This is a genomic window from Marinomonas sp. CT5, assembly GCF_018336975.1.
In the GTDB taxonomy this organism is placed as follows: Bacteria; Pseudomonadota; Gammaproteobacteria; order Pseudomonadales; family Marinomonadaceae; genus Marinomonas.
Genome location: NZ_CP025572.1, coordinates 1 through 18,493, shown reverse-complemented (window position 1 = coordinate 18,493; position 18,493 = coordinate 1). Strand labels below are relative to the sequence as shown.

General features: G+C 45.6%; 19 protein-coding genes. 11 read left to right on the top strand and 8 right to left on the bottom strand.

The genetic code is table 11. The features are described from left to right. Window positions 1-143: 143 nt before the first annotated feature. Window positions 144-1,103 carry a helix-turn-helix transcriptional regulator gene (locus C0J08_RS00095; RefSeq protein ID WP_212654115.1) on the top strand — a complete coding sequence of 320 codons (960 nt, stop codon included), beginning with the start codon at window positions 144-146 and terminating at the stop codon, window positions 1,101-1,103. Between the two features lie 256 nt (window positions 1,104-1,359). Then, window positions 1,360-2,958: a carboxylesterase/lipase family protein gene (locus tag C0J08_RS00090; protein ID WP_212654114.1), complete on the top strand. Its 1,599-nt coding sequence runs from the start codon at window positions 1,360-1,362 to the stop codon at window positions 2,956-2,958. A gap of 52 nt (window positions 2,959-3,010) precedes the next feature. Here C0J08_RS00090 and C0J08_RS00085 read toward each other — a convergent pair whose 3' ends face one another. The 5 genes from C0J08_RS00085 to C0J08_RS00065 form a co-directional block, all read right to left on the bottom strand. Further along, window positions 3,011-4,198, bottom strand: a complete 1,188-nt coding sequence (locus tag C0J08_RS00085) for a GNAT family N-acetyltransferase (RefSeq protein WP_212654113.1) — start codon at window positions 4,196-4,198, stop codon at window positions 3,011-3,013. Between the two features lie 39 nt (window positions 4,199-4,237). After that, complete coding sequence (gene aroE, locus C0J08_RS00080; RefSeq protein WP_212654112.1) at window positions 4,238-5,038, bottom strand: shikimate dehydrogenase; 801 nt, start codon at window positions 5,036-5,038, stop codon at window positions 4,238-4,240. Between the two features lie 26 nt (window positions 5,039-5,064). Then, window positions 5,065-6,009 carry an oxygen-dependent coproporphyrinogen oxidase gene (gene hemF / locus C0J08_RS00075; protein WP_212654111.1) on the bottom strand — a complete coding sequence of 315 codons (945 nt, stop codon included), beginning with the start codon at window positions 6,007-6,009 and terminating at the stop codon, window positions 5,065-5,067. 107 nt (window positions 6,010-6,116) lie between these two features. Next, window positions 6,117-7,055 carry a lauroyl-Kdo(2)-lipid IV(A) myristoyltransferase gene (gene lpxM / locus C0J08_RS00070; RefSeq protein ID WP_212654110.1) on the bottom strand — a complete coding sequence of 313 codons (939 nt, stop codon included), beginning with the start codon at window positions 7,053-7,055 and terminating at the stop codon, window positions 6,117-6,119. 85 nt (window positions 7,056-7,140) lie between these two features. Further along, window positions 7,141-7,704: a TetR/AcrR family transcriptional regulator gene (locus tag C0J08_RS00065; protein WP_249344441.1), complete on the bottom strand. Its 564-nt coding sequence runs from the start codon at window positions 7,702-7,704 to the stop codon at window positions 7,141-7,143. Between the two features lie 140 nt (window positions 7,705-7,844). Here C0J08_RS00065 and lpdA point away from each other — a divergent pair, with 140 nt between their 5' ends. Continuing rightward, window positions 7,845-9,248: a dihydrolipoyl dehydrogenase gene (gene lpdA, locus C0J08_RS00060; RefSeq protein ID WP_212654109.1), complete on the top strand. Its 1,404-nt coding sequence runs from the start codon at window positions 7,845-7,847 to the stop codon at window positions 9,246-9,248. A gap of 95 nt (window positions 9,249-9,343) precedes the next feature. Here the strand turns inward: lpdA and C0J08_RS00055 are convergent, their stop codons facing one another. Next, a complete protein-coding gene (locus C0J08_RS00055; RefSeq protein ID WP_249344439.1) occupies window positions 9,344-9,703 on the bottom strand; it encodes a hypothetical protein in 360 nt (119 codons plus the stop codon). Between the two features lie 211 nt (window positions 9,704-9,914). On the opposite strand from C0J08_RS00055, the gene C0J08_RS00050 reads away from it, so the two are divergent. The 3 genes from C0J08_RS00050 to C0J08_RS00040 are packed head-to-tail and all read left to right on the top strand — an operon-like array spanning window position 9,915 to window position 13,076. Then, window positions 9,915-10,892, top strand: a complete 978-nt coding sequence (locus C0J08_RS00050) for a dihydrodipicolinate synthase family protein (RefSeq protein WP_212654107.1) — start codon at window positions 9,915-9,917, stop codon at window positions 10,890-10,892. Then, entirely contained in the window at window positions 10,880-11,818 is a 939-nt protein-coding gene (locus tag C0J08_RS00045) for a 4-hydroxyproline epimerase (RefSeq protein ID WP_212654106.1), read from the top strand. Before C0J08_RS00050 ends, C0J08_RS00045 begins: the two co-directional genes overlap by 13 nt. A 7-nt stretch (window positions 11,819-11,825) precedes the next feature. Beyond that, window positions 11,826-13,076, top strand: coding sequence for an NAD(P)/FAD-dependent oxidoreductase (locus C0J08_RS00040; RefSeq protein WP_212654105.1), 1,251 nt, complete (start codon window positions 11,826-11,828; stop codon window positions 13,074-13,076). A gap of 48 nt (window positions 13,077-13,124) precedes the next feature. Here C0J08_RS00040 and C0J08_RS00035 read toward each other — a convergent pair whose 3' ends face one another. Continuing rightward, window positions 13,125-13,718: a cupin domain-containing protein gene (locus C0J08_RS00035; protein ID WP_212654104.1), complete on the bottom strand. Its 594-nt coding sequence runs from the start codon at window positions 13,716-13,718 to the stop codon at window positions 13,125-13,127. Between the two features lie 180 nt (window positions 13,719-13,898). Between C0J08_RS00035 and C0J08_RS00030 the strand changes: the two genes are divergently transcribed. The 4 genes from C0J08_RS00030 to C0J08_RS00015 are packed head-to-tail and all read left to right on the top strand — an operon-like array spanning window position 13,899 to window position 17,345. Then, a complete protein-coding gene (locus C0J08_RS00030; protein WP_212654103.1) occupies window positions 13,899-14,639 on the top strand; it encodes a substrate-binding periplasmic protein in 741 nt (246 codons plus the stop codon). A 49-nt stretch (window positions 14,640-14,688) separates the two neighbouring features. Continuing rightward, window positions 14,689-15,345: an amino acid ABC transporter permease gene (locus C0J08_RS00025; RefSeq protein ID WP_212654102.1), complete on the top strand. Its 657-nt coding sequence runs from the start codon at window positions 14,689-14,691 to the stop codon at window positions 15,343-15,345. Next, window positions 15,342-16,073 carry an amino acid ABC transporter ATP-binding protein gene (locus C0J08_RS00020; RefSeq protein ID WP_212654101.1) on the top strand — a complete coding sequence of 244 codons (732 nt, stop codon included), beginning with the start codon at window positions 15,342-15,344 and terminating at the stop codon, window positions 16,071-16,073. Before C0J08_RS00025 ends, C0J08_RS00020 begins: the two co-directional genes overlap by 4 nt. A gap of 9 nt (window positions 16,074-16,082) precedes the next feature. Next, complete coding sequence (locus tag C0J08_RS00015) at window positions 16,083-17,345, top strand: NAD(P)/FAD-dependent oxidoreductase (RefSeq protein WP_212654100.1); 1,263 nt, start codon at window positions 16,083-16,085, stop codon at window positions 17,343-17,345. A gap of 15 nt (window positions 17,346-17,360) precedes the next feature. Here C0J08_RS00015 and C0J08_RS00010 read toward each other — a convergent pair whose 3' ends face one another. Beyond that, complete coding sequence (locus C0J08_RS00010; RefSeq protein ID WP_212654099.1) at window positions 17,361-18,032, bottom strand: GntR family transcriptional regulator; 672 nt, start codon at window positions 18,030-18,032, stop codon at window positions 17,361-17,363. Window positions 18,033-18,235: 203 nt separating this feature from the next. Between C0J08_RS00010 and C0J08_RS22580 the strand changes: the two genes are divergently transcribed. Next, a partial coding sequence (locus C0J08_RS22580) for a helix-turn-helix domain-containing protein (RefSeq protein ID WP_212652675.1) occupies window positions 18,236-18,493 on the top strand: 258 nt, incomplete at its 3' end.

Genomic DNA, 18,493 nt, shown 5'->3' with positions numbered 1-18,493 from the left:
TGGTTACATGAGCTATATTAGTGACCAAACCTGACATCTAGTGTCAGGTTTATACTTTATACTGGTGAAATAACATTCGCTTAATGCTGTTAGTTGGCAAGATGACTTAGCTCGACGATAAAGAACAGCGACAGGAGAATCTCATGCGAGCCAGCCGAATACTCAAAATGCTGATGATGTTGCAAACCCACGAGAAGGTCACGGCCGCCGAATTGGCTGACGCCTGTGAAACCTCTATTCGTACGGTTTATCGGGATATCGAAGCACTTAGCGCCATTGGCGTCCCCGTCTACAGCGAACAAGGAGTTCAAGGTGGCTATCGGTTGTTACAAGGTTATCGCACCCGTTTGAATGGGCTTTCCGCCAAAGAAGCAGAAACACTGTTTTTAGCCGGGTTGTCTGGTCCTGCGCAAAAAATGGGGATAGACACCCTCCTTGCCGATGCTCAATTAAAGTTAAAGGCCGCCTTACCAGAAAACATACGACCTGAAATCGACCGCTTACAAAGTCGATTTTTGCTGGATGCGCCCAATTGGTTTTCTGACGATGAAAAAGTCACTTACTTGCCAGACCTAATGACAGCGGTATTAGAACAACGCGGTGTTGTCATGCAATATCAAAGCTGGAAAGGAGAAATTAATCGCCAGCTACAACCTCTGGGCATCGTTTTAAAAGGCGGCCAGTGGTATTTGCTTGCACAAGTAGAAACAGACGTGCGGACATACAGAGTCTCTCGTATTGAATCATTAATCTTACTAGATGAAACATTCGAACGCCCCAAAGACTTTAATTTAACGGCATTTTGGCAAGACAGTTTACGCCGAATGGAAGTGGTGCAGTTTCCTATTATTGCCGAGGTGCGTTTAACGTCTCTCGGTAGAAAGATCATGCAACACGTTTGCTCTTCCTATGCGGTAAATCAAGCTCAGATAGAACCAATGGACGAATCAGGTTGGCACCGAGCCAGATTTCCAGTAGGCGAATCGGTATACGGTTGTGCAGAACTCTTACGCTTTGGGGCTGAACTAGAAGTGATAGGCCCGCCAGAACTGCGGGCAGAAATGGAGAAAATGGTGTCATCCTTGGCAAGGCTTTATCATTAACTCTATTTAATGTGGTGATTACTTCGATGCGGAGCAAGGGGTTGGTTTTACCATCTTGAAGTCCAAAATATCAAACTAGGTTTACGCCTGTTTGATATTAAAAATAAACTCTCATTCCTATTGATCCGCTGCATTTACATGGTTATTTTTACAATAAGGCGATGTGAGAAAGTATAAAATCGCCGTTCTACTATAGTGTCCGCAGCCCTTCTCATTTAAGTGCATGATGCCAAAAATAAAAATAAGGAATATTGCTATGAAAAACTATTTATTTGCTCTTTCAGCCGCTACAGCCGTCATGTTGTCTGCATGTGGGAGCAATACAGCAAAGGTCAGTGAAACAATGAGAGAACCTTACATCACAGTTAAAAATGGCTCCCTTCAAGGTGTGAAAGACGACAGCATTTTAGTCTTCAAAGGCATACCTTATGCCCAGCCACCAGTAGGTGAAAACCGCTGGCGCGCTCCTCAACCAGTCTCCAATTGGCAAGGCATTAAAGATGCCACTGATTACGGTAACGACTGTGCCCAGAAGCCATTCCCAAGCGACGCCGCCCCATTAGGAAAAGAACCCGCAGAAGACTGTTTATATGCCAACGTATGGGCGCCGCAGAAAGAAGAAGGCAAACACCCTGTCGTGGTATGGATTCACGGCGGTGGTTATATCAATGGAGGCGCATCGCCAGCCACTTACGATGGTAGCGAATTTGCCCGCGCAGGAGTGGTATTTGTCAGCTTTAACTATCGTCTTGGTCGTTTCGGCTTCTTTGCTCATCCCGCCTTATCCGCCGCCAATGAAGGGCCACTTGGTAACTATGGCTATCAAGATCAAATCGCCGCAATGAAATGGGTACAGGAAAATATCGAAGCCTTCGGTGGTGACAAAAATCAGGTCACCGTCATGGGCGAATCAGCAGGGGGCGGTTCAGTTCATAACTTGTTGCAGACCCCAAGCGCTCAAGGAACCTTCCATCGAGCGATTATTATGTCAGGCGGCGGCCGTACATTAGCCGGAAAACGCTACCTGGATAAAGGCACAAACACACATCCATCACTTGAACAAATCGGCATTAACTTCGCAGAAAAACATGGCATTAAAGGAACCGACGAAAAGGCACTAACAGCCCTTCGTTCTTTGCCAGCTGACGATATCGTTGATGGATTTAACCTAATGGACTTATTTTCGCCCAAAAAGGATGGAGAGCTACCGACCTTTGGTGGCCCGGTAAATGATGGTGAGATTGTGCTTGGTGATCCTCAAACTATGATGAAACAAGGCCAGGTGGCAAAGGTACCAGTCATGGTCGGGGCGACCAGTCAGGATATCGGCTTTGCTAGCTATCCAGATAAAGAGGCTTTATTTGCCTCATTTGGCAAGTTTGCCGAAGATGCCAAACAAGCTTATGACCCAACAGGTAAGGCGGATTTAAAAACCTTGATTACCAATGTCGCACAAGACAGGTACATGCAGGAACCTTCACGTTTCGTCGCACAACAAATGACTCGAATGGGCCAAAATGCCTATTTGTATCGTTATGACTATGTCGCTGAAAATATTCGAGACGGTCAGGGTGCGCTCCACGCCAGTGAAATTCCCTTCTTCTTTAAAACAGAAAATGTGAAATATCCTGATGCCACTCAACAAGATAGAGCGGCGGCAGATTTAGTGTTTCACTACGTAGTGAACTTTATCAAGAATGGCGATCCAAACAGGCCAGACCAACCAGAATGGAAACCTTATGATGATAAGCAAGATAACATCATGATGTTTACGATGAATGCCACAGCCTTGCACGAACAAGATCCATGGGTAAAACGCCTGAATGCAGTACAAAAGGCGACGGAAGCTAATTAGCACTCGTCAGAAAGACAATAAGCCATAAAAAACGCATCAAAGTATGCGTTTTTTATGCTTTACGCTCTGGCTGGGATGACTGACTGTCCTGCTTAAACGGCAACAATTCGTGGGTATCTTGATGGTACTCACGCACGGCTTGGGCCTCTTCCTCACAGAAGTTCCCAATGGCGTCGCGGAAGCCTTCGTGGGCGATGTAGTGGATGCTGTGACTAAATACAGGTTCAAAACCACGGGCGATTTTGTGTTCCCCTTGGGTACCTGGATCAAAATGCTGTAACCCTTTTTCCAAGCAAAACTCAATGCCTTGGTAGTAGCAAGCTTCAAAATGCAGGCAATCCACTTCTTCCATGCAACCCCAGTAACGACCGTACAAAGAGTGATCGTCGAAGAAACACCAAGATGCCGCGATGGCTTCATCGCCTCTGAACGCTTGTACCAAGAGAATTTGCTCGCCCATGTTTGCGGCTAGTTGACCGAAAAACTCTCGGGTTAAATAACCTTGTTGGCCGCGCTTTGCGTAAGTGGATTGGTAGCACAGGTAAAAGAAATCGATGTCTGCCGAAGTTAAATCGTTTCCTATGGTTCGCGTCATTGTAATGCCGGCTTTGGCGACTTTTTCTCGTTCTTTGCGGGCGGTTTTGCGTTTACGACTAGAGAAGTGAGAGAAGTAATCTTCCATGTCTTGGTAGCCACGGTTAAACCAATGAAACTGACAGGAAGTTCGATGCAGCAGATCTTTATTATGCCGAAACAAATCCACGTGCTCTGGTTTTGGGAATAACAGATGCCAGCTTGAAAATGCTCGCTCTTGGTTGGCTTGGGTCATCAATTCGGCAAGGGCAGGGTACAGATGAGAAAACTCGGCGTCATCTCCTTTTGGGTCAAGATGAGAGAAGATTCGTAGCCCTGTCACTGGAGAAAAAGGGATCGCCCAAATACGTTTGGGGTAGTAACGCATGCCGTAGCGTTGGTAGGCATCCGCCCATGACCAATCAAAAACAAATTCCCCCTGCGAGTGGGTCTTCAAATAGGTGGGGACGATGGCAAGCGGACTGTCATCGTCATCCATCACCAGCAAATATTCAGGATACCAGCCCGTTCCATCGCCGATGCTTTTGCTTTGCTCTAACGCATGATGGAATGCAAATTGCGCAAAGGGATATCGCGTTTCTCCAATAGCCTCTTGCCATTTGGCTTCACCTATTTGATCAACTGAACTGAACCATTGCGCTTTCATACTGCTTTCCTTTTTCTCTGGTGGTCAATACCGCTCGCTTTACATCTGTTCGCGCATAGTTTCGACTAAGCTGGCGGTTTCAGGTCTGACTTGTCGCCACAAATAAAACGCTTCTGCGGCTTGCCCCACCAGCATACCTAGACCATCCGCCCCTTCGGCACCACGCTCGTATGCCCACTGCAAAAACACAGTCCGCTCCTTGCCATACATCATGTCATAACACCATGTTTGCCCGTTCACTAGCTCGTCTTTTAATGGCGGTAAACTGCCAGACAAGCTGGCTGATGTGCCATTAATGATGATATCGAAAGGTCCTTCTAGTGCTTCAAAGGACGAGGCTAAGCAATCGAATTGATCCGCTAAAGCTTGGGCTTTTTCAAGAGTGCGATTCGCGATGGTGACAGATTCTGGATTTTCCGCCAAAACAGGTTCAAGCACACCACGAACTGCGCCACCTGCACCCAAAATCAGAATGCGTTTGTCAGTTAAGTCTTGTCCGTGGTTGTTAACAATGTCACGCACCATGCCAATTCCGTCGGTATTGTCGCCGAACAGGTCGCCATTTTTGCCCATGAGCAAGGTATTCACCGCTCCAGCTTGTTTGGCACGTTGACTTAAAATATCGCACATAGCATAAGCGCGCTCTTTAAATGGAACCGTGATATTTAAACCTTTACCGTCTTTTTCGAAAAACTCTCGCACTTGGTTTTCAAATTCCACCTCGTCACCCAGCAGAGTCGAATACACCAACTCTTGATTGGTTAGTGTGGCGAAGTGTGTATGAATGCTCGGTGATTTACTGTGAGCAATCGGATTCCCAACAACAGCGTACTGGTCCAAAATGTGTCCCCTTATTTAAACATCAATTAGCGAGCAGCCAGCCAATCTTTTGAGATTAAGTAATAGTCAGTTAATTTTGCTTCTTCACTGTTCGCTTCGACTTGATACTCGTAAGTCCAGCGAACTTCTGGCGGCAAGGACATCAGAATGGATTCGGTGCGCCCCAGGCCGCTTTGCAATCCAAAGTGTGTACCGCGGTCAAACACCAAATTAAACTCCACATAACGTCCACGACGGTGCAATTGGAAATCTCGTTGTTGCTCTGTGAATGGCAAATCTTTTCGACGCTTTAGAATCGGCAAGTAAGCTTCTGTATAGGCGTTGCCTACGGATTTCATCATGCCAAAGCAATGCTCGAAACTGCCTTCGTTAAAGTCATCATAGAACAAACCACCAATACCACGGGGTTCGCCTCGATGCTTCAAATAGAAGTATTCATCACACCATTTTTTGAAGCGAGAGTAATAGCCTTCCCCGAAAGGCTCCACCGCATCATAGGATGTTTGATGCCAGTGGATACAGTCTTCATCAAAGCCATAATAAGGTGTCAGATCAAAACCGCCTCCAAACCACCATACTGGCGCCATACCATCTTTATAGACGATAAATAAACGCACGTTGGCATGGGAAGTAGGTGCCATAGGATTGTTCGGATGAATCACCAAAGACACGCCCATAGCTTCAAAACGGCCACCCGCTAATTCAGGGCGATCCGCTGTCGCCGAGGGCGGTAAGTTGTCGCCCATCACATGGGAGAAGTTTACTCCGCCTTTTTCAATCACATCGCCACCGGCTATGACACGAGTACGTCCACCGCCGCCGTTCGGTCTGTCCCAAGCGTCTTCTTTAAAACGAGCGCTGGGTTCAACACTCTCAAGCGTCGAGCAAATATGGTCTTGTAGAGATAGGAGGTAGTCTTTTACGGCTTGAACATCGAGCTGGGTAACCGTAGCGGGTGAGCTTGCTGACATGAAATACTCCATCTGGTCATGGCTTGGAAAACGAATACAAATAAAAACGGCCTAATCAATTAGGCCGTAGTTTATCATCGAATCACATATTGTCGCGCAGGATCTGACTAATAAAGATGTGAACCGTCAGGACGGGTACGCAGCAAATTAAGCACCCACATGTATTGTTCTGGGTGTTTAGATATCATCGCCTCAAGCGCCTGATTCATAATTAAGGCATCCGTTGCTTCATCACCACTTGGGAAGTTTTCCAAAGGTGGCGAGATAAACAGCTCATATTTACCCGACTTTGCATTGTATGCAGGTAACATAGGAACCACCGTCGCATTAGACAGCTTAGCTAGCTTACCTAAGCCTTTCATCGTCGCTTTGTTTGCAGCAAAAAACGGCGTAAAAACAGAATGCTGAGCGCCCAAATCTTCATCAGGAAGGTAGTAGCCCAAATAACCTTCTTTAATCGATTTCAAAAAAGGCTTAATACCCGCACTACGAAGATACACACGGGCCCCATAACGCACACGCTGTAAATGTATGAGCCAATTAAAGATAGGGTTCTTCTGGGACCGAATGATGGCCACTGTGTCATGACCTTTTGCGGTCAACATTACACCCGCATAATCAATCGCCCAACAATGCGGAACCAAAGCAATGACATTTTGGTCACTTTTGAGCAATGGAAATAAATGCTCTTCACCAAAAATTACCGTGCGATTCTCACAATGACGCTTGCTACGAGCAATCAATTCACCATAAGCCAAAAAATATTGTGCCGCGATTTGAAAGCTGCTTTTCAGAATGGCTTCCCGCTCATCTAAGACTTTCTCAGGAAAACATTGTGCTAAATTGATGCGTGCTCTTTTTAATGCCGCACTTTTGGTATGTATAAGTCGACCAGCAATCCAACTCGCCACTTTATCCCGTAATCGGAAGGGTAGAAAAGCAATCAGCAAAGTAACGAGAACGCCAAACCAAGTCAGCCAAAAGCGGGGATGAAGAAAACGCCACTCAAAGGTGGGGTTATAAAGATGCTTATCGCCAGTGCTCATTCAAAAACATTCGCATAAATAGTGGAATGGTAATGATACATCAATCCCCTTATACCTTGAATTGTTATGTCGTCTCAGCGGAAAGCTAGACTGTTCGCTGCCTCCAAGCAGATAAAGCTCGATCAAAAAAATCAGGCTGGTCTGTCCCTTGTACAAGGATCGAAGCACCGTGTAGACAAGCCAATAACTGACTCGCCTGAATCAGTCCAGCCTCTTCATCAATCTGTTCCAAACGTACAAAAACCTGAGACAACCAATCCAATATAAGCTGATAAAAGGCGGCTAATTCACTGCTAACCGATTCAGGCAAAATCGACTTATTCGATGTCAGCATAGTACATAAACTCATGTCTCGCTGATCAACAATCTTGGCTTTAAATCCATCGATAAAGCCATTCAACAAGGCTTTCGGGTCAAACTTTTCATCCGTGGGATCGGGCAGTTGTGCGGCAAAGGCTTGGGTGTAACGCTCCATCACAGCGGAGACGAGATCGGCTTTCGTAGGGTAGTGATAGTGAACACTTGCACTCTTGATTCCTATCGCCTCTGCAATGTCACGAAAACTAAACGTGTTATAGCCACCTTGCACAATGAAGCCTTCGGCGGTGTCCATGATTTTCGTTTTCGTCGCGTTTTTATCAGCCATCATTTACCTGTCTTATCAATTTATCTATCAAGTGATAGGTATTTTATTGACCAAGGCTAAATACTCAAGCTATATTCTATCTACCTAGTGATAGGTAGATAGAATATCTAGGCTTCATAACAGTGTTTTAGGAGACGAATGACATGTACGATTTAGTGGTTTTAGGCAGTGGTCCTGGCGGCTATGCAGCGGCCTTTCGAGCGGCCGATTTAGGATTAAACGTTGCCATGATAGAGCGCCACAGGACCTTGGGCGGCGTTTGTTTAAACGTTGGCTGCATTCCCTCTAAAGCGCTTTTGCATGTGGCAGGTATAATTCTCATGGCTGATGAACCCGCTCACGGTGTGCAGTTTACCAAGCCAACCCTAGATCTTGATGCGATCCGCCATCATAGACAATCCACGGTCGACACACTCACCAGCAACCTTGCATTGATGGCGAAAGGAAGAAAAGTCACCGTCTTTCATGGCGAAGGCCAGTTCGATTCGACCAGCTCAATCACCGTCTCCAAAGACGGACAGTCACAACAAGTCGATTTTAAAAACGCCATCATCGCTGTCGGTTCTCGTGCGATAAAGCTGCCGTTTGTGCCTTATGACGACCCTCGGATTTTAGATTCCACCAGCGCGCTACAGCTCGAACGCATTCCAGAGCACCTATTGATACTTGGCGGCGGCATTATTGGTTTAGAAATGGCAACGGTTTATCAATCACTCGGCGCGAAAATTACGGTTGCCGAGCTTGGCGAGCAGATCATGACAGGCGCAGACAAAGATCTAGTGCATGTGTTCGAGCAAGCCAACAAAAATCGCATGAGCTTTTTAACCCAAACCCAAGTGACCAATATAGAAGCCACACCAGACGCGTTAATCGTTACCTTGAAAGATAAAGAGGGTGAACGCCAGCTCGCTGTTGACGCCGTATTGGTGGCCGTTGGTCGCTCGCCCAATGGTAAAACCGCCGGTATTGCTGACATAGGGGTAAAATTAGATGAACGCGGCTTTGTATTGACCAATGATAAGTGCCAAACATCTGTACCCAGTATTTACGCCATTGGCGACGTGACTCATGGTCCCATGCTGGCACACAAAGCCTCGCACCAAGGCCACACGGCCGCGGAAGTGGTCGCTGGTCATAAAGTCGACTTCCAACCGCTCGCTATACCCTCTATTGCTTACACTTTTCCAGAAGTCGCTTGGGTTGGCTTAACCGAAACCGAAGCGAAAAAGCAGAACATGGCCGTGAAATCGGCGGTATTTCCTTGGACAGCTAGCGGACGTGCCATCGCTTCTGGCGCTACCCAAGGCAAAACCAAACTCATATATGACGAAGCCACAGAACGCGTCTTGGGGGCTGGTGTTGTGGGTGCTCACGCAGGGGAATTGCTCGGCGAACTGACCCTTGCCATAGAATTAGGCGCCACACTGGAAGACATCGCTTTAACCATCCATGCTCACCCAAGCTTACACGAAACCGTTGGCTTGGCGGCGGAACTCGGCGCAGGGACGATTACCGACTTGCCAAACAAGAAAGCGAAAAGAGCGTAATAGTCTTATTTTGATTGATATTCACCTTAAACAAACCAACACCTCTTGGTTTGTTTAAGGTGATAGAAGGCAAGAGACACAATAAACGACTAAGATCAGCTAACGTACACGATATGTTGCTCGTCATCATAATTAAAATTAAGAACAATCTGGATTTGGCTTTCTTCAAGGTGCAGTTTAGAAACCAGATCGAACGTACCTTTTTCGGCTTTTTCCGCAAAGGCTTTTAGCTGCTTTTCCAACATAACCCACGCCACGTTATCCCTTGTTTCATCAATCCCAACAAGCTCGATGGAGTGCGTCCTCAACCAAGCAAAATACGCCAGTGAATTCGTCTTAATATCCTTAGCATCACCAGCGTCTGAGACAAGGTAACTCAAACCCGATAAGGAAAGTTGCTGCGTTAAATAGGCTTTCCACTGCTGCATAAACTGATCGAAATAGGGCAAACACACCTCTTCTAGCGGTAATAACCATTAAACAACGACATATAAAACAAGCCCGACAAAAGGGCAGCCAGCATAACATCTAAAAGCTAATGTAAAACACCGCCTAAGAAAAGAGTATTTATTGACTAATTTTTATGCTAAGTATATTTTGGATACAAAATCCATTTTTAATTTCTGTCGTTAAAATCCTTCAATTTCTTTGAAAAGGTAGCGAATTATGAGCAATGACGTGTTTGATGTAAGTGTGTTCAATGGCATCATGCCAGCGTTGATGACGCCATGTAAGGCCGATCGTACGCCAGATTTCGATAACTTGGTGAAGAAGGGCAAGGAGATGATGGCGGCGGGAATGTCCGCGGTGGTCTATTGCGGTTCCATGGGGGATTGGCCTTTGCTGACCGATGCAGAACGCATGGAAGGCGTGGAGCGTTTGGTCGCAGCGGGTATTCCTGTGGTGGTGGGCACAGGGGCGATTAATACCAAGTCGGCGGTGGCGTTGGCAGCGCACGCCGAGAAAGTCGGTGCAGCTGGCCTGATGGTGATTCCTCGTGTGTTGTCTCGCGGTTCCGTCATTGCCGCACAGAAGAATCATTTCAAGGCGATTCTCTCTGCTGCACCTTCCATCCCCGCCATTATCTACAATAGCCCAGTCTATGGTTTTGCCACCCGTGCGGATTTGTTTTTTGCGCTGCGAGCGGAACACAAAAATTTAGTGGGCTTCAAAGAGTTTGGTAGTAAAGAAGCCCTGCGCTATGCAGCAGAAAACATCACCTCCCAAGACGAGAATGTCTTGCTGATGGTGGGCGTCGATACCGCGGTTTATCATGGCTTCGTCAAGTGTGGTGCTGTCGGTGCGATTACAGGAATTGGTACGGCGCTACCAAAAGAGGTTTTATTGCTTGCCAATTTATGCAAGTTAGCGGCAAAAGGTAACGCTGAAGCCCGTGTTCGCGCCCAAGAATTAGAAGAAGCCTTTGCCGTTTTAGCCAGTTTTGACGAAGGTCCGGAACTGGTTCTATTCTTTAAATATTTGCTTGTGTTAAATGGCGAAGACGCGTATCGATTACACTTCAATGAAACGGACGAATTAAACGCTGCGCAACGTCGTTACTGTGAAGAGCAATATCGTCTTTTCAAGAACTGGTTCGCGGATTGGTCAAAACAAGGTGGAGTCATAGAGACATGCAAGTCATAGACAGTCATACGGAAGGTGAACCTACTCGCGTTATTGTGTCTGGTGGGCCAGATTTAGGCTCTGGCTCCCTCGCCGAGCGGGCAAAGATTTTAGCCACCGAACATCGGGATTTTTATCGCTCTGTGGTATCTGAGCCATACGGCCAAGAAGCCATGGTCGGCGTGATGTTAGTTGAACCGGTTGATTCAACCTGCGTGGCTGGCGTGATTTATTTTGATGCGGCGGCGGTGATTGGTATGTGCGGTCATGGCACCATTGGTGTTGCCGCAACGTTGGCTCACATGGGGACAATTGGCATTGGTACGCACAAGATAGAAACGCCCGTTGGCGTGGTTGAAGTCACCTTGTCTGATGCCAATACGGTGACCGTAAAAAACGTGGCCAGTCATCGTTTGCAGAAAGATGTGACGTTAGATGTTGATGGAATAGGTACAGTTTCTGGCGATATTGCTTATGGCGGAAATTGGTTCTTTATCGTCGATCAAAGCCCTGTTCCTGTGGTTCCTAGTAATATCCGCAATCTGACCGACGTCGCCATCAAGATACGCAACGTCATTGAGGCCAACAACTTAACAGGTACAGAGGGTGGCATCATTGATCATGTTATTTTGTATGGACCGCCATTGATGCAAGATGGTCACAGCCGTAACTTTGTTTTGTGCCCTGACAACGCTTACGATCGCTCGCCTTGCGGAACAGGAAGCTCAGCACGCCTAGCTTGCCTTGCAGCGGACAAGCGTCTGGCACCGGGCGAAGAAATCATTCAGGAAAGTACCATTGGCAGCCGCTATCGTTTGAGCTATCAGGCCGCCACCCCAGATAGCATTATCCCAAGCATTACCGGACAAGCCTTTATCACCAAAGAAGCCAGATTAATCCTGAACCCCAACGATCCATTGAAGCATGGCATAAACTTACATGGATGAAGCTAGAATGGACAGCCCAAACACTCAGGATGTAATTATCATTGGTGCCGGGATCATCGGCATTAGCATTGCGTTGAAGCTCCAATCAGAAGGTCGGCAAGTCCTCGTTTTAGACAAAAAAGGTGTGGCCGCCGAAACCTCGTCAGGCAATGCCGGAGCCTTTGCCTTTGCCGATGTGATTCCGCTGGCAACACCGGGCATTATGCGCAAAGCGCCAAATTGGTTGATTGACCCACTTGGCCCATTGTCATTACGCCCTAAGTACGCGCTGAAAATCCTCCCTTGGCTGTTGCGTTTCTGGCGTGCCAGTTGGGAAGACAAATACCAAGCCGCATTGGCGGCACAAGCCAGTTTGATGACATTGTCGAAAGCCGCACTGGAACGTCAAATAGATGCGGTTGATGGTGAAGCTATGATCCGTCGAGAAGGGCAGTTACAACTTTACGAAGGAAGAGATGAATTTAATGCCAGTCTGGCCAGTTGGCAAACACGCCAACAACATGGTGTGCTCTATGAGTTTCTACTCACCCCAGAAGCCATTGCCAAGATTCAGCCAGGTATCGACCCTCGATTTACCCATGCCGCCTACACGCCTGAGTGGAAAAACGTTTGTGACCCTGCCGAATGGACACAACACCTCGCCAATGAATTCGAAAAGCGCGGTGGTAAAATCGCCATCGCATCGATTCATGCTTTAGAGCTCAAAAACGACTCGGTACATTTAAAAAGCGATGCCGTTGATTATGAAGCGAATCAAGTGGTGCTTGCGGCGGGGGCTTGGTCAAAAAAATTAGCCAAATCGGTTGGTGACAGTTTACCTTTGGATACAGAGCGAGGATACAACACCACTTTACCAGCGGGTCCATTCCACTTAAAAACCCATATAACCTTTAGTAATCATGGCTTTGTGGTCACAAAAGTAGGTAACGGGGTGCGTATAGGAGGAGCCGTTGAGTTGGGTGGATTGAATTTACCGCCCAACTATCAACGTGCTGAAGTCTTGCTTAACAAAGCCGCTAGTTTCTTACCTGGTCTTAACACGGCTGGTGGAAAACAATGGATGGGGTTCCGTCCATCTATGCCAGACAGCCTTCCGGTAATCAGTTATTCCAGCCGCTCTAAGCGAGTCATTTATGCTTTCGGACATGGTCATTTAGGCTTAACTCAATCCGCAGGAACCGCCGAATTGGTGGCGTCACTTGCGAATGATCAAACACCAGGCATTGACCTTACGCCATTTTCAGCGACTCGGTTTTAAGATAAATACCTAACTGGTTGGTGTTTCAAAAGAATGAGCATCTTGTCATTACCATACCGCAGGTGTTGTGACCCAAATGATTTTCGCCTTCCCATATCCTACATTTCGAAACATATGCGGTAATGTACTTTTAAAATAGAAAGAATCTCCTTCTCCTAACAAGTGCTGCTCACCATCAACGACAATCTCTATACGACCTTGAATAACAACACCGCACTCCTCACCTTGGTGAGTATAAGGCTCAGCGCCAGTCCCGCCGTCCGGTTGTAAAATAACTTCCATCATTTGTAGATTGCTTGATTGCTCTGAGGTCATAAACTGTTTCACCATACCTCGATCACCGAAGTTTAAGCTCTTACGCTCATTCACTCGGATGATTCGACCAGGTTCCACAGGTGAATCAGAAAATAGCTCATGCATCTCTTTCTCAAGAATTTTGCAGAGTTCTCGTAATGCTCTCACAGAAGGTGAAGATAAGCCTCGCTCAATTTGACTCAACTGCCCAAGCGAGATACCAGCCATCTCTGATGCGTCCTTGAGAGATAACCCCTTACCGATACGAGCACTTCTAAGCTGTTGTCCTAGAAACGAGTCTTCACATACAACTTCAGACCGATGGGGAATTGATGGCGGATTTTTCATATTGGATGTTTCCAGTTCACCTACAAAGGGATATTTATCATTCTTATTCATTTTAATGAAAAAAAAAAAGATATCTAGATTGAGAAATGCTCATTTTTTCATTATATTGAAAAACAAGATAAAAAATTAATAAATTTTTCATAAAATCAAATAAAAACGCCACATAAAAGGAAACGTTTCATGAGCATGAAAAAATTAATATTATCAGCAATTCTTGGACTATCGATGTCATCACTTGTTATAGCAGACACAATTGATGTCGGTATTACAACAACAGGCATACCTTTTACTTATCTAGATATGAAAACACAAAAGCCTGCAGGAGCCATGGTAGACCTTGCTAACGCAATCATTACCTCTATGGGAGATGAAGCACAATTCAAAATCACCTCATTCTCCGCATTAATACCTTCTCTTGAAACGGGAAAGATTGATTTAATTTCCGCAGGTATGTTCGCCACTGCAGAACGCCAAAAAGTCGTGAACTTCACTGATATTGTTTATTCCTATGGCGATGGCCTTTTTGTGGCTGCTGACGATGATGAGACAAAATCATTAGACGATTTGAAAGGACAAAAAGTCGGCGCTCAAATCGGAACTGTTTTCCCTACTCTTCTAGAAAAACACGGAGGCTTTAGTGAAATTAAGCTGTATGACTCTCTATCCGATATTATGCGTGACATTAAGTTAGGCCGTATTAAAGCGGGCTTAGGCGATGCGCCAGTTATTGGATTTCAGGTATCAAAAAATCCACGTCTAGGAGTAAAACTTGTAAAAGACTATAAGGCAATTAAAGTCAATAACGTTGCCTTGGCGGTCTCAAAGGGCAACCCCAAACTACTGGAAAAAGTAAACATTGCCATCGAAAAATTGAAGAAAAACGGTAAGTTAGATGCGATTTTTACTAAATACGGGCTTTAAAGTTTGTTCACAGGGGCCGTGCGCCCCTTTTGTTTAGGTGTATTCGTTTATGTATGATTTCATTTTACGGTCTCAGGAATACTTACCGATTCTGACAAACGGCCTTTGGCTAACAGTATCTGTTACTTTGCTTTCCTTAGTTTTAGCTACCTTTCTGGGATTACTATGGGCCTTGCTGAGAACCTCTGGGATCTCTATTCTGGCCACGCCAACAAAGGTATTTGTCGAGTTTATCCGAGGCATCCCCATTCTGGTTGTCTTGTTTTATCTTTATTTTGTAATGCCAGAAATAGGCATTGATCTTTCTGCCTTTCAGGCAGGCGTAATTGGACTAGCAATTACTTACTCTTGTTATATTGGTGAAACGTTCCGAGCGGGAATCAACGGTGTTGATAAAGGCCAGATTGAAGCGGGTAAATCACTGGGTATGAAGCGACCTTTATTGATGAGACGCGTTGTATTACCTCAAGCCTTTAAAATCGTCGTTCCGCCTTATGCAAATAATCTAGTGATGTTGCTTAAAGACTCTTCTCAAGTTTCAGTTATTTCTGTTGCTGAACTAACGATGCAAGGCAAGATGCTATCTTCTACAACTTTTGACAACTTAACCGTATTTACTCTAGTGGCGTTACTTTATTTGTGTCTAACAATTCCGCTCAATTTAGTAATGGGCCGAGTCGAAAAACGAGTGGGAGCGTCTCAATGATCCAATTTATTAATATGCATAAATCTTATGGCCGAAATGAAGTACTAAAAGGGATTAATGCAGAAATTAAAAAAGGTGAAGTGGTTTGCTTAATTGGTCCCTCGGGATCGGGAAAATCTACGATGCTACGCTGTGTAAATGGTCTAGAGGAATATCAGAAGGGCGATATTCTTGTTGATAACAGCGTCGTTGATGCAAATTCGAAACAAATTCATTCTATTCGAACAAAAGTCTCCATGGTGTTCCAACGCTTTAACTTGTTTCCTAATCGCACCGCATTAGAAAATGTCATGGAGGGACCCGTCCATGTACTACGCGAAGACTCAAAAGAAGTTCGAGAACGAGCTAAAGCCTTACTTACAAGAGTTGGGCTAAAAGAAAAAATGGATTTCTATCCGTCATCATTATCTGGCGGGCAACAGCAACGCGTTGCGATTGCACGTGCTCTAGCAATGCGTCCTGACGCTATTTTATTTGATGAACCGACCTCGGCCCTAGACCCTGAAATGGTCGGCGAAGTCTTACAGGTTATGAGAAGTTTAGCGGAAGAACACATGACCATGATTATAGTGACACACGAAATCGACTTTGCTCGCGAAGTCGCTGATAGAGTGTTGTTTTTAGATGCTGGATCGATTTTGGAAGAGGGCCCATCAAACGAAATTCTTACCTCGCCAACTCATCCTAGAACGCAAGATTTTCTCCGTCGCGTAACGCATCCAATATAAGGCCATATTATGAGTAATAAGTTGTATCACTCACTCTGGGATGACACGAACAAAGTAGTATTCGAACCCGATTCGTTAGAACCTTCTTCCTCTTCCTCAGTTGTCGTAATTGGGGGGGGGATTCTTGGTGTTTCTACGGCTTACCATCTTTCCCGTATGGGGATAAGCACAACACTATTGGAAAAACATGAGATTGGTTTTGGTGGTAGTGGCCGTAACGGTGGGCAAGTAATTCCTGGATTAAAGTACGATCCAAATGTTTTAGATACCATGTACGGTGAAGAAACAACTAAATTAGTTGGTGAAGCGGCTGATTTTACTTTTCAGCTTATTCAATCATTAAAATTAGATTGTCAGGCAGAGCAAAAAGGGTGGGTGCAATCCACCTGTAAAACGAAGCATTTAGATATGCTCGCTAAACGTACTGAGCAATGGTCAAAGAGAGGCGTAAAAGCTGAACTTTTAGATGCAAGTGAAATGTCAAAACGACTTGGTACTGAGTATTTTTGTGGTGGATGGCAAGATCCTCGTGGCGGCACCCTTCATCCTTTGAACTATGTGAAATCGCTAGCATGTGCAGCACAACAATCGGGCGCAAAAATTATCACTCAAGCAGAAGTGGTAAAATGGCATAAAACTTCACCAAACCGATTAGAATTAGCAGACGGTACACGGCTAAACGCAGATTATGTTGTGTTGTGTTGTAACGCTTACACAGATGAGCTTCAGCCTGACTTAAAGCGAAGCATTATACCAGCACACAGCTTTCAAGTTGCCACCAGCCAACTGACACAAGAGCAACTAACTAACGTCCTCCCCACTAAAGTGGCTTCCTCTGATACCCGAAGAATAGGAAATTACTTCCGCCTTAGTCCAGATAATCGTTTGATGATAGGAGGACGTGGAAGCTTCCGAGAACCAAATACTACCGCCGACTTCTCAGAGCTTCATAACGAAATAAGTAAAATATTCCCACAACTGGATGGAATAACTTGCACTCACCATTGGTATGGACGTGTTGCCATGACAGCAGATCACTTACCCCACATCCATAAGCTTACTGATACCAGCCTTAGTGCTATTGGCTTTAATGGTCGAGGAGTGGCTTTAACAACACGTTTAGGTGAAGCGCTGGCGCAATATATTAGCAAAAATACCACCTTACCTATGTCGATCGTACCAATAAAGCCATTTATACTTCATAAGCTTCATCCCGCTTATGCATCCATCGCTATAAAGTACTATCGTATTATGGATTCTTTAGAGTCTTAAAAAAGATACTCTCAATTACTCACCACGAAACACGGCGATGTGTTCAAGAACTTGCAGCTTGGTATTTTCAATATGGGCTCGGAGTTGCTCAGCGGCGGCTTCGACCTGTCGCTGCCGCGCGAGTTGTAATAATTGACTGTGATCTTGATGAGCCGATTCCGACTTCTTCAATTGATCGATATGCATGCTCACATAGCGGTTGGATTGTAAGCTGGCGCGCTCAAGGAGTTGGCTGGTTAGTTTCCTATCTGATGCCGCATACAGTGCACCATGAAACCGAGCGTTTAATGGCCCCCAAGCCGCGACATCGCCACTTTGGTAAGAGAATTCCATCTCCTTAAGAAGGGCTTCACACTGCTCAAAATGTTCGTCTTGCATCAAGGGAATGGCACGAGTAAACAAATCCACTTCCAGCATCATGCGCACATCAAAGATTTCGGCGATCTCTTCTAAGCTATGTTTGGTTACCGTCGCCCCACGGTTGTTGGTAAACACCACCAGCCCTTCTGCATCCAGACGTTTGAGTGCCTCGCGTATCGGCATACGGGACACATCGTATTCTTCTGCTAATAGCTCCTGACGAATGAGTTCGCCTTCGGCAAGATCACCAGACAAAATACGTTGACGTAAGTCTGCAACGATCACATCTGGCAAGCTTTGACGTACCACAGATCTTTTCTTTATCACCCAGAGTCCCCTAGTCTGAAAGCTCAGCTGCTAAGTATTTACTGATAAAACTCGTAGCAACCAATACGGATAGCAATTTTCCCATTGTAACGAAAATCGATGAGAAAAAGTCTACACAAATAAAAGCCCACTTGCTTAAGGGGAAAATAAGCGGGCTTTCCAGTGTCCCGTCCTGAAATAGGTTTACACCTAGGAGACCTATTATGGGGACATCAAGTAATACCAAGCGCAAGCGTACTCAACGTGACTACACAATGGGCTTTAAATTACAGATAGTGATGGCCGTCGAAAAAGGCGACATGACTTATAAGCAAGCTCAAAAAATCTATGGAATCCAAGGGCGATCAACGGTGCTGACTTGGCTTCGAAAACACGGCAAAATGGATTGGTCTACCAAAGTGAGGCTACCCATGTCTAAATCCCCGAAAGCCAAAGAGACACCTGCTCAAACAATCAAAAGA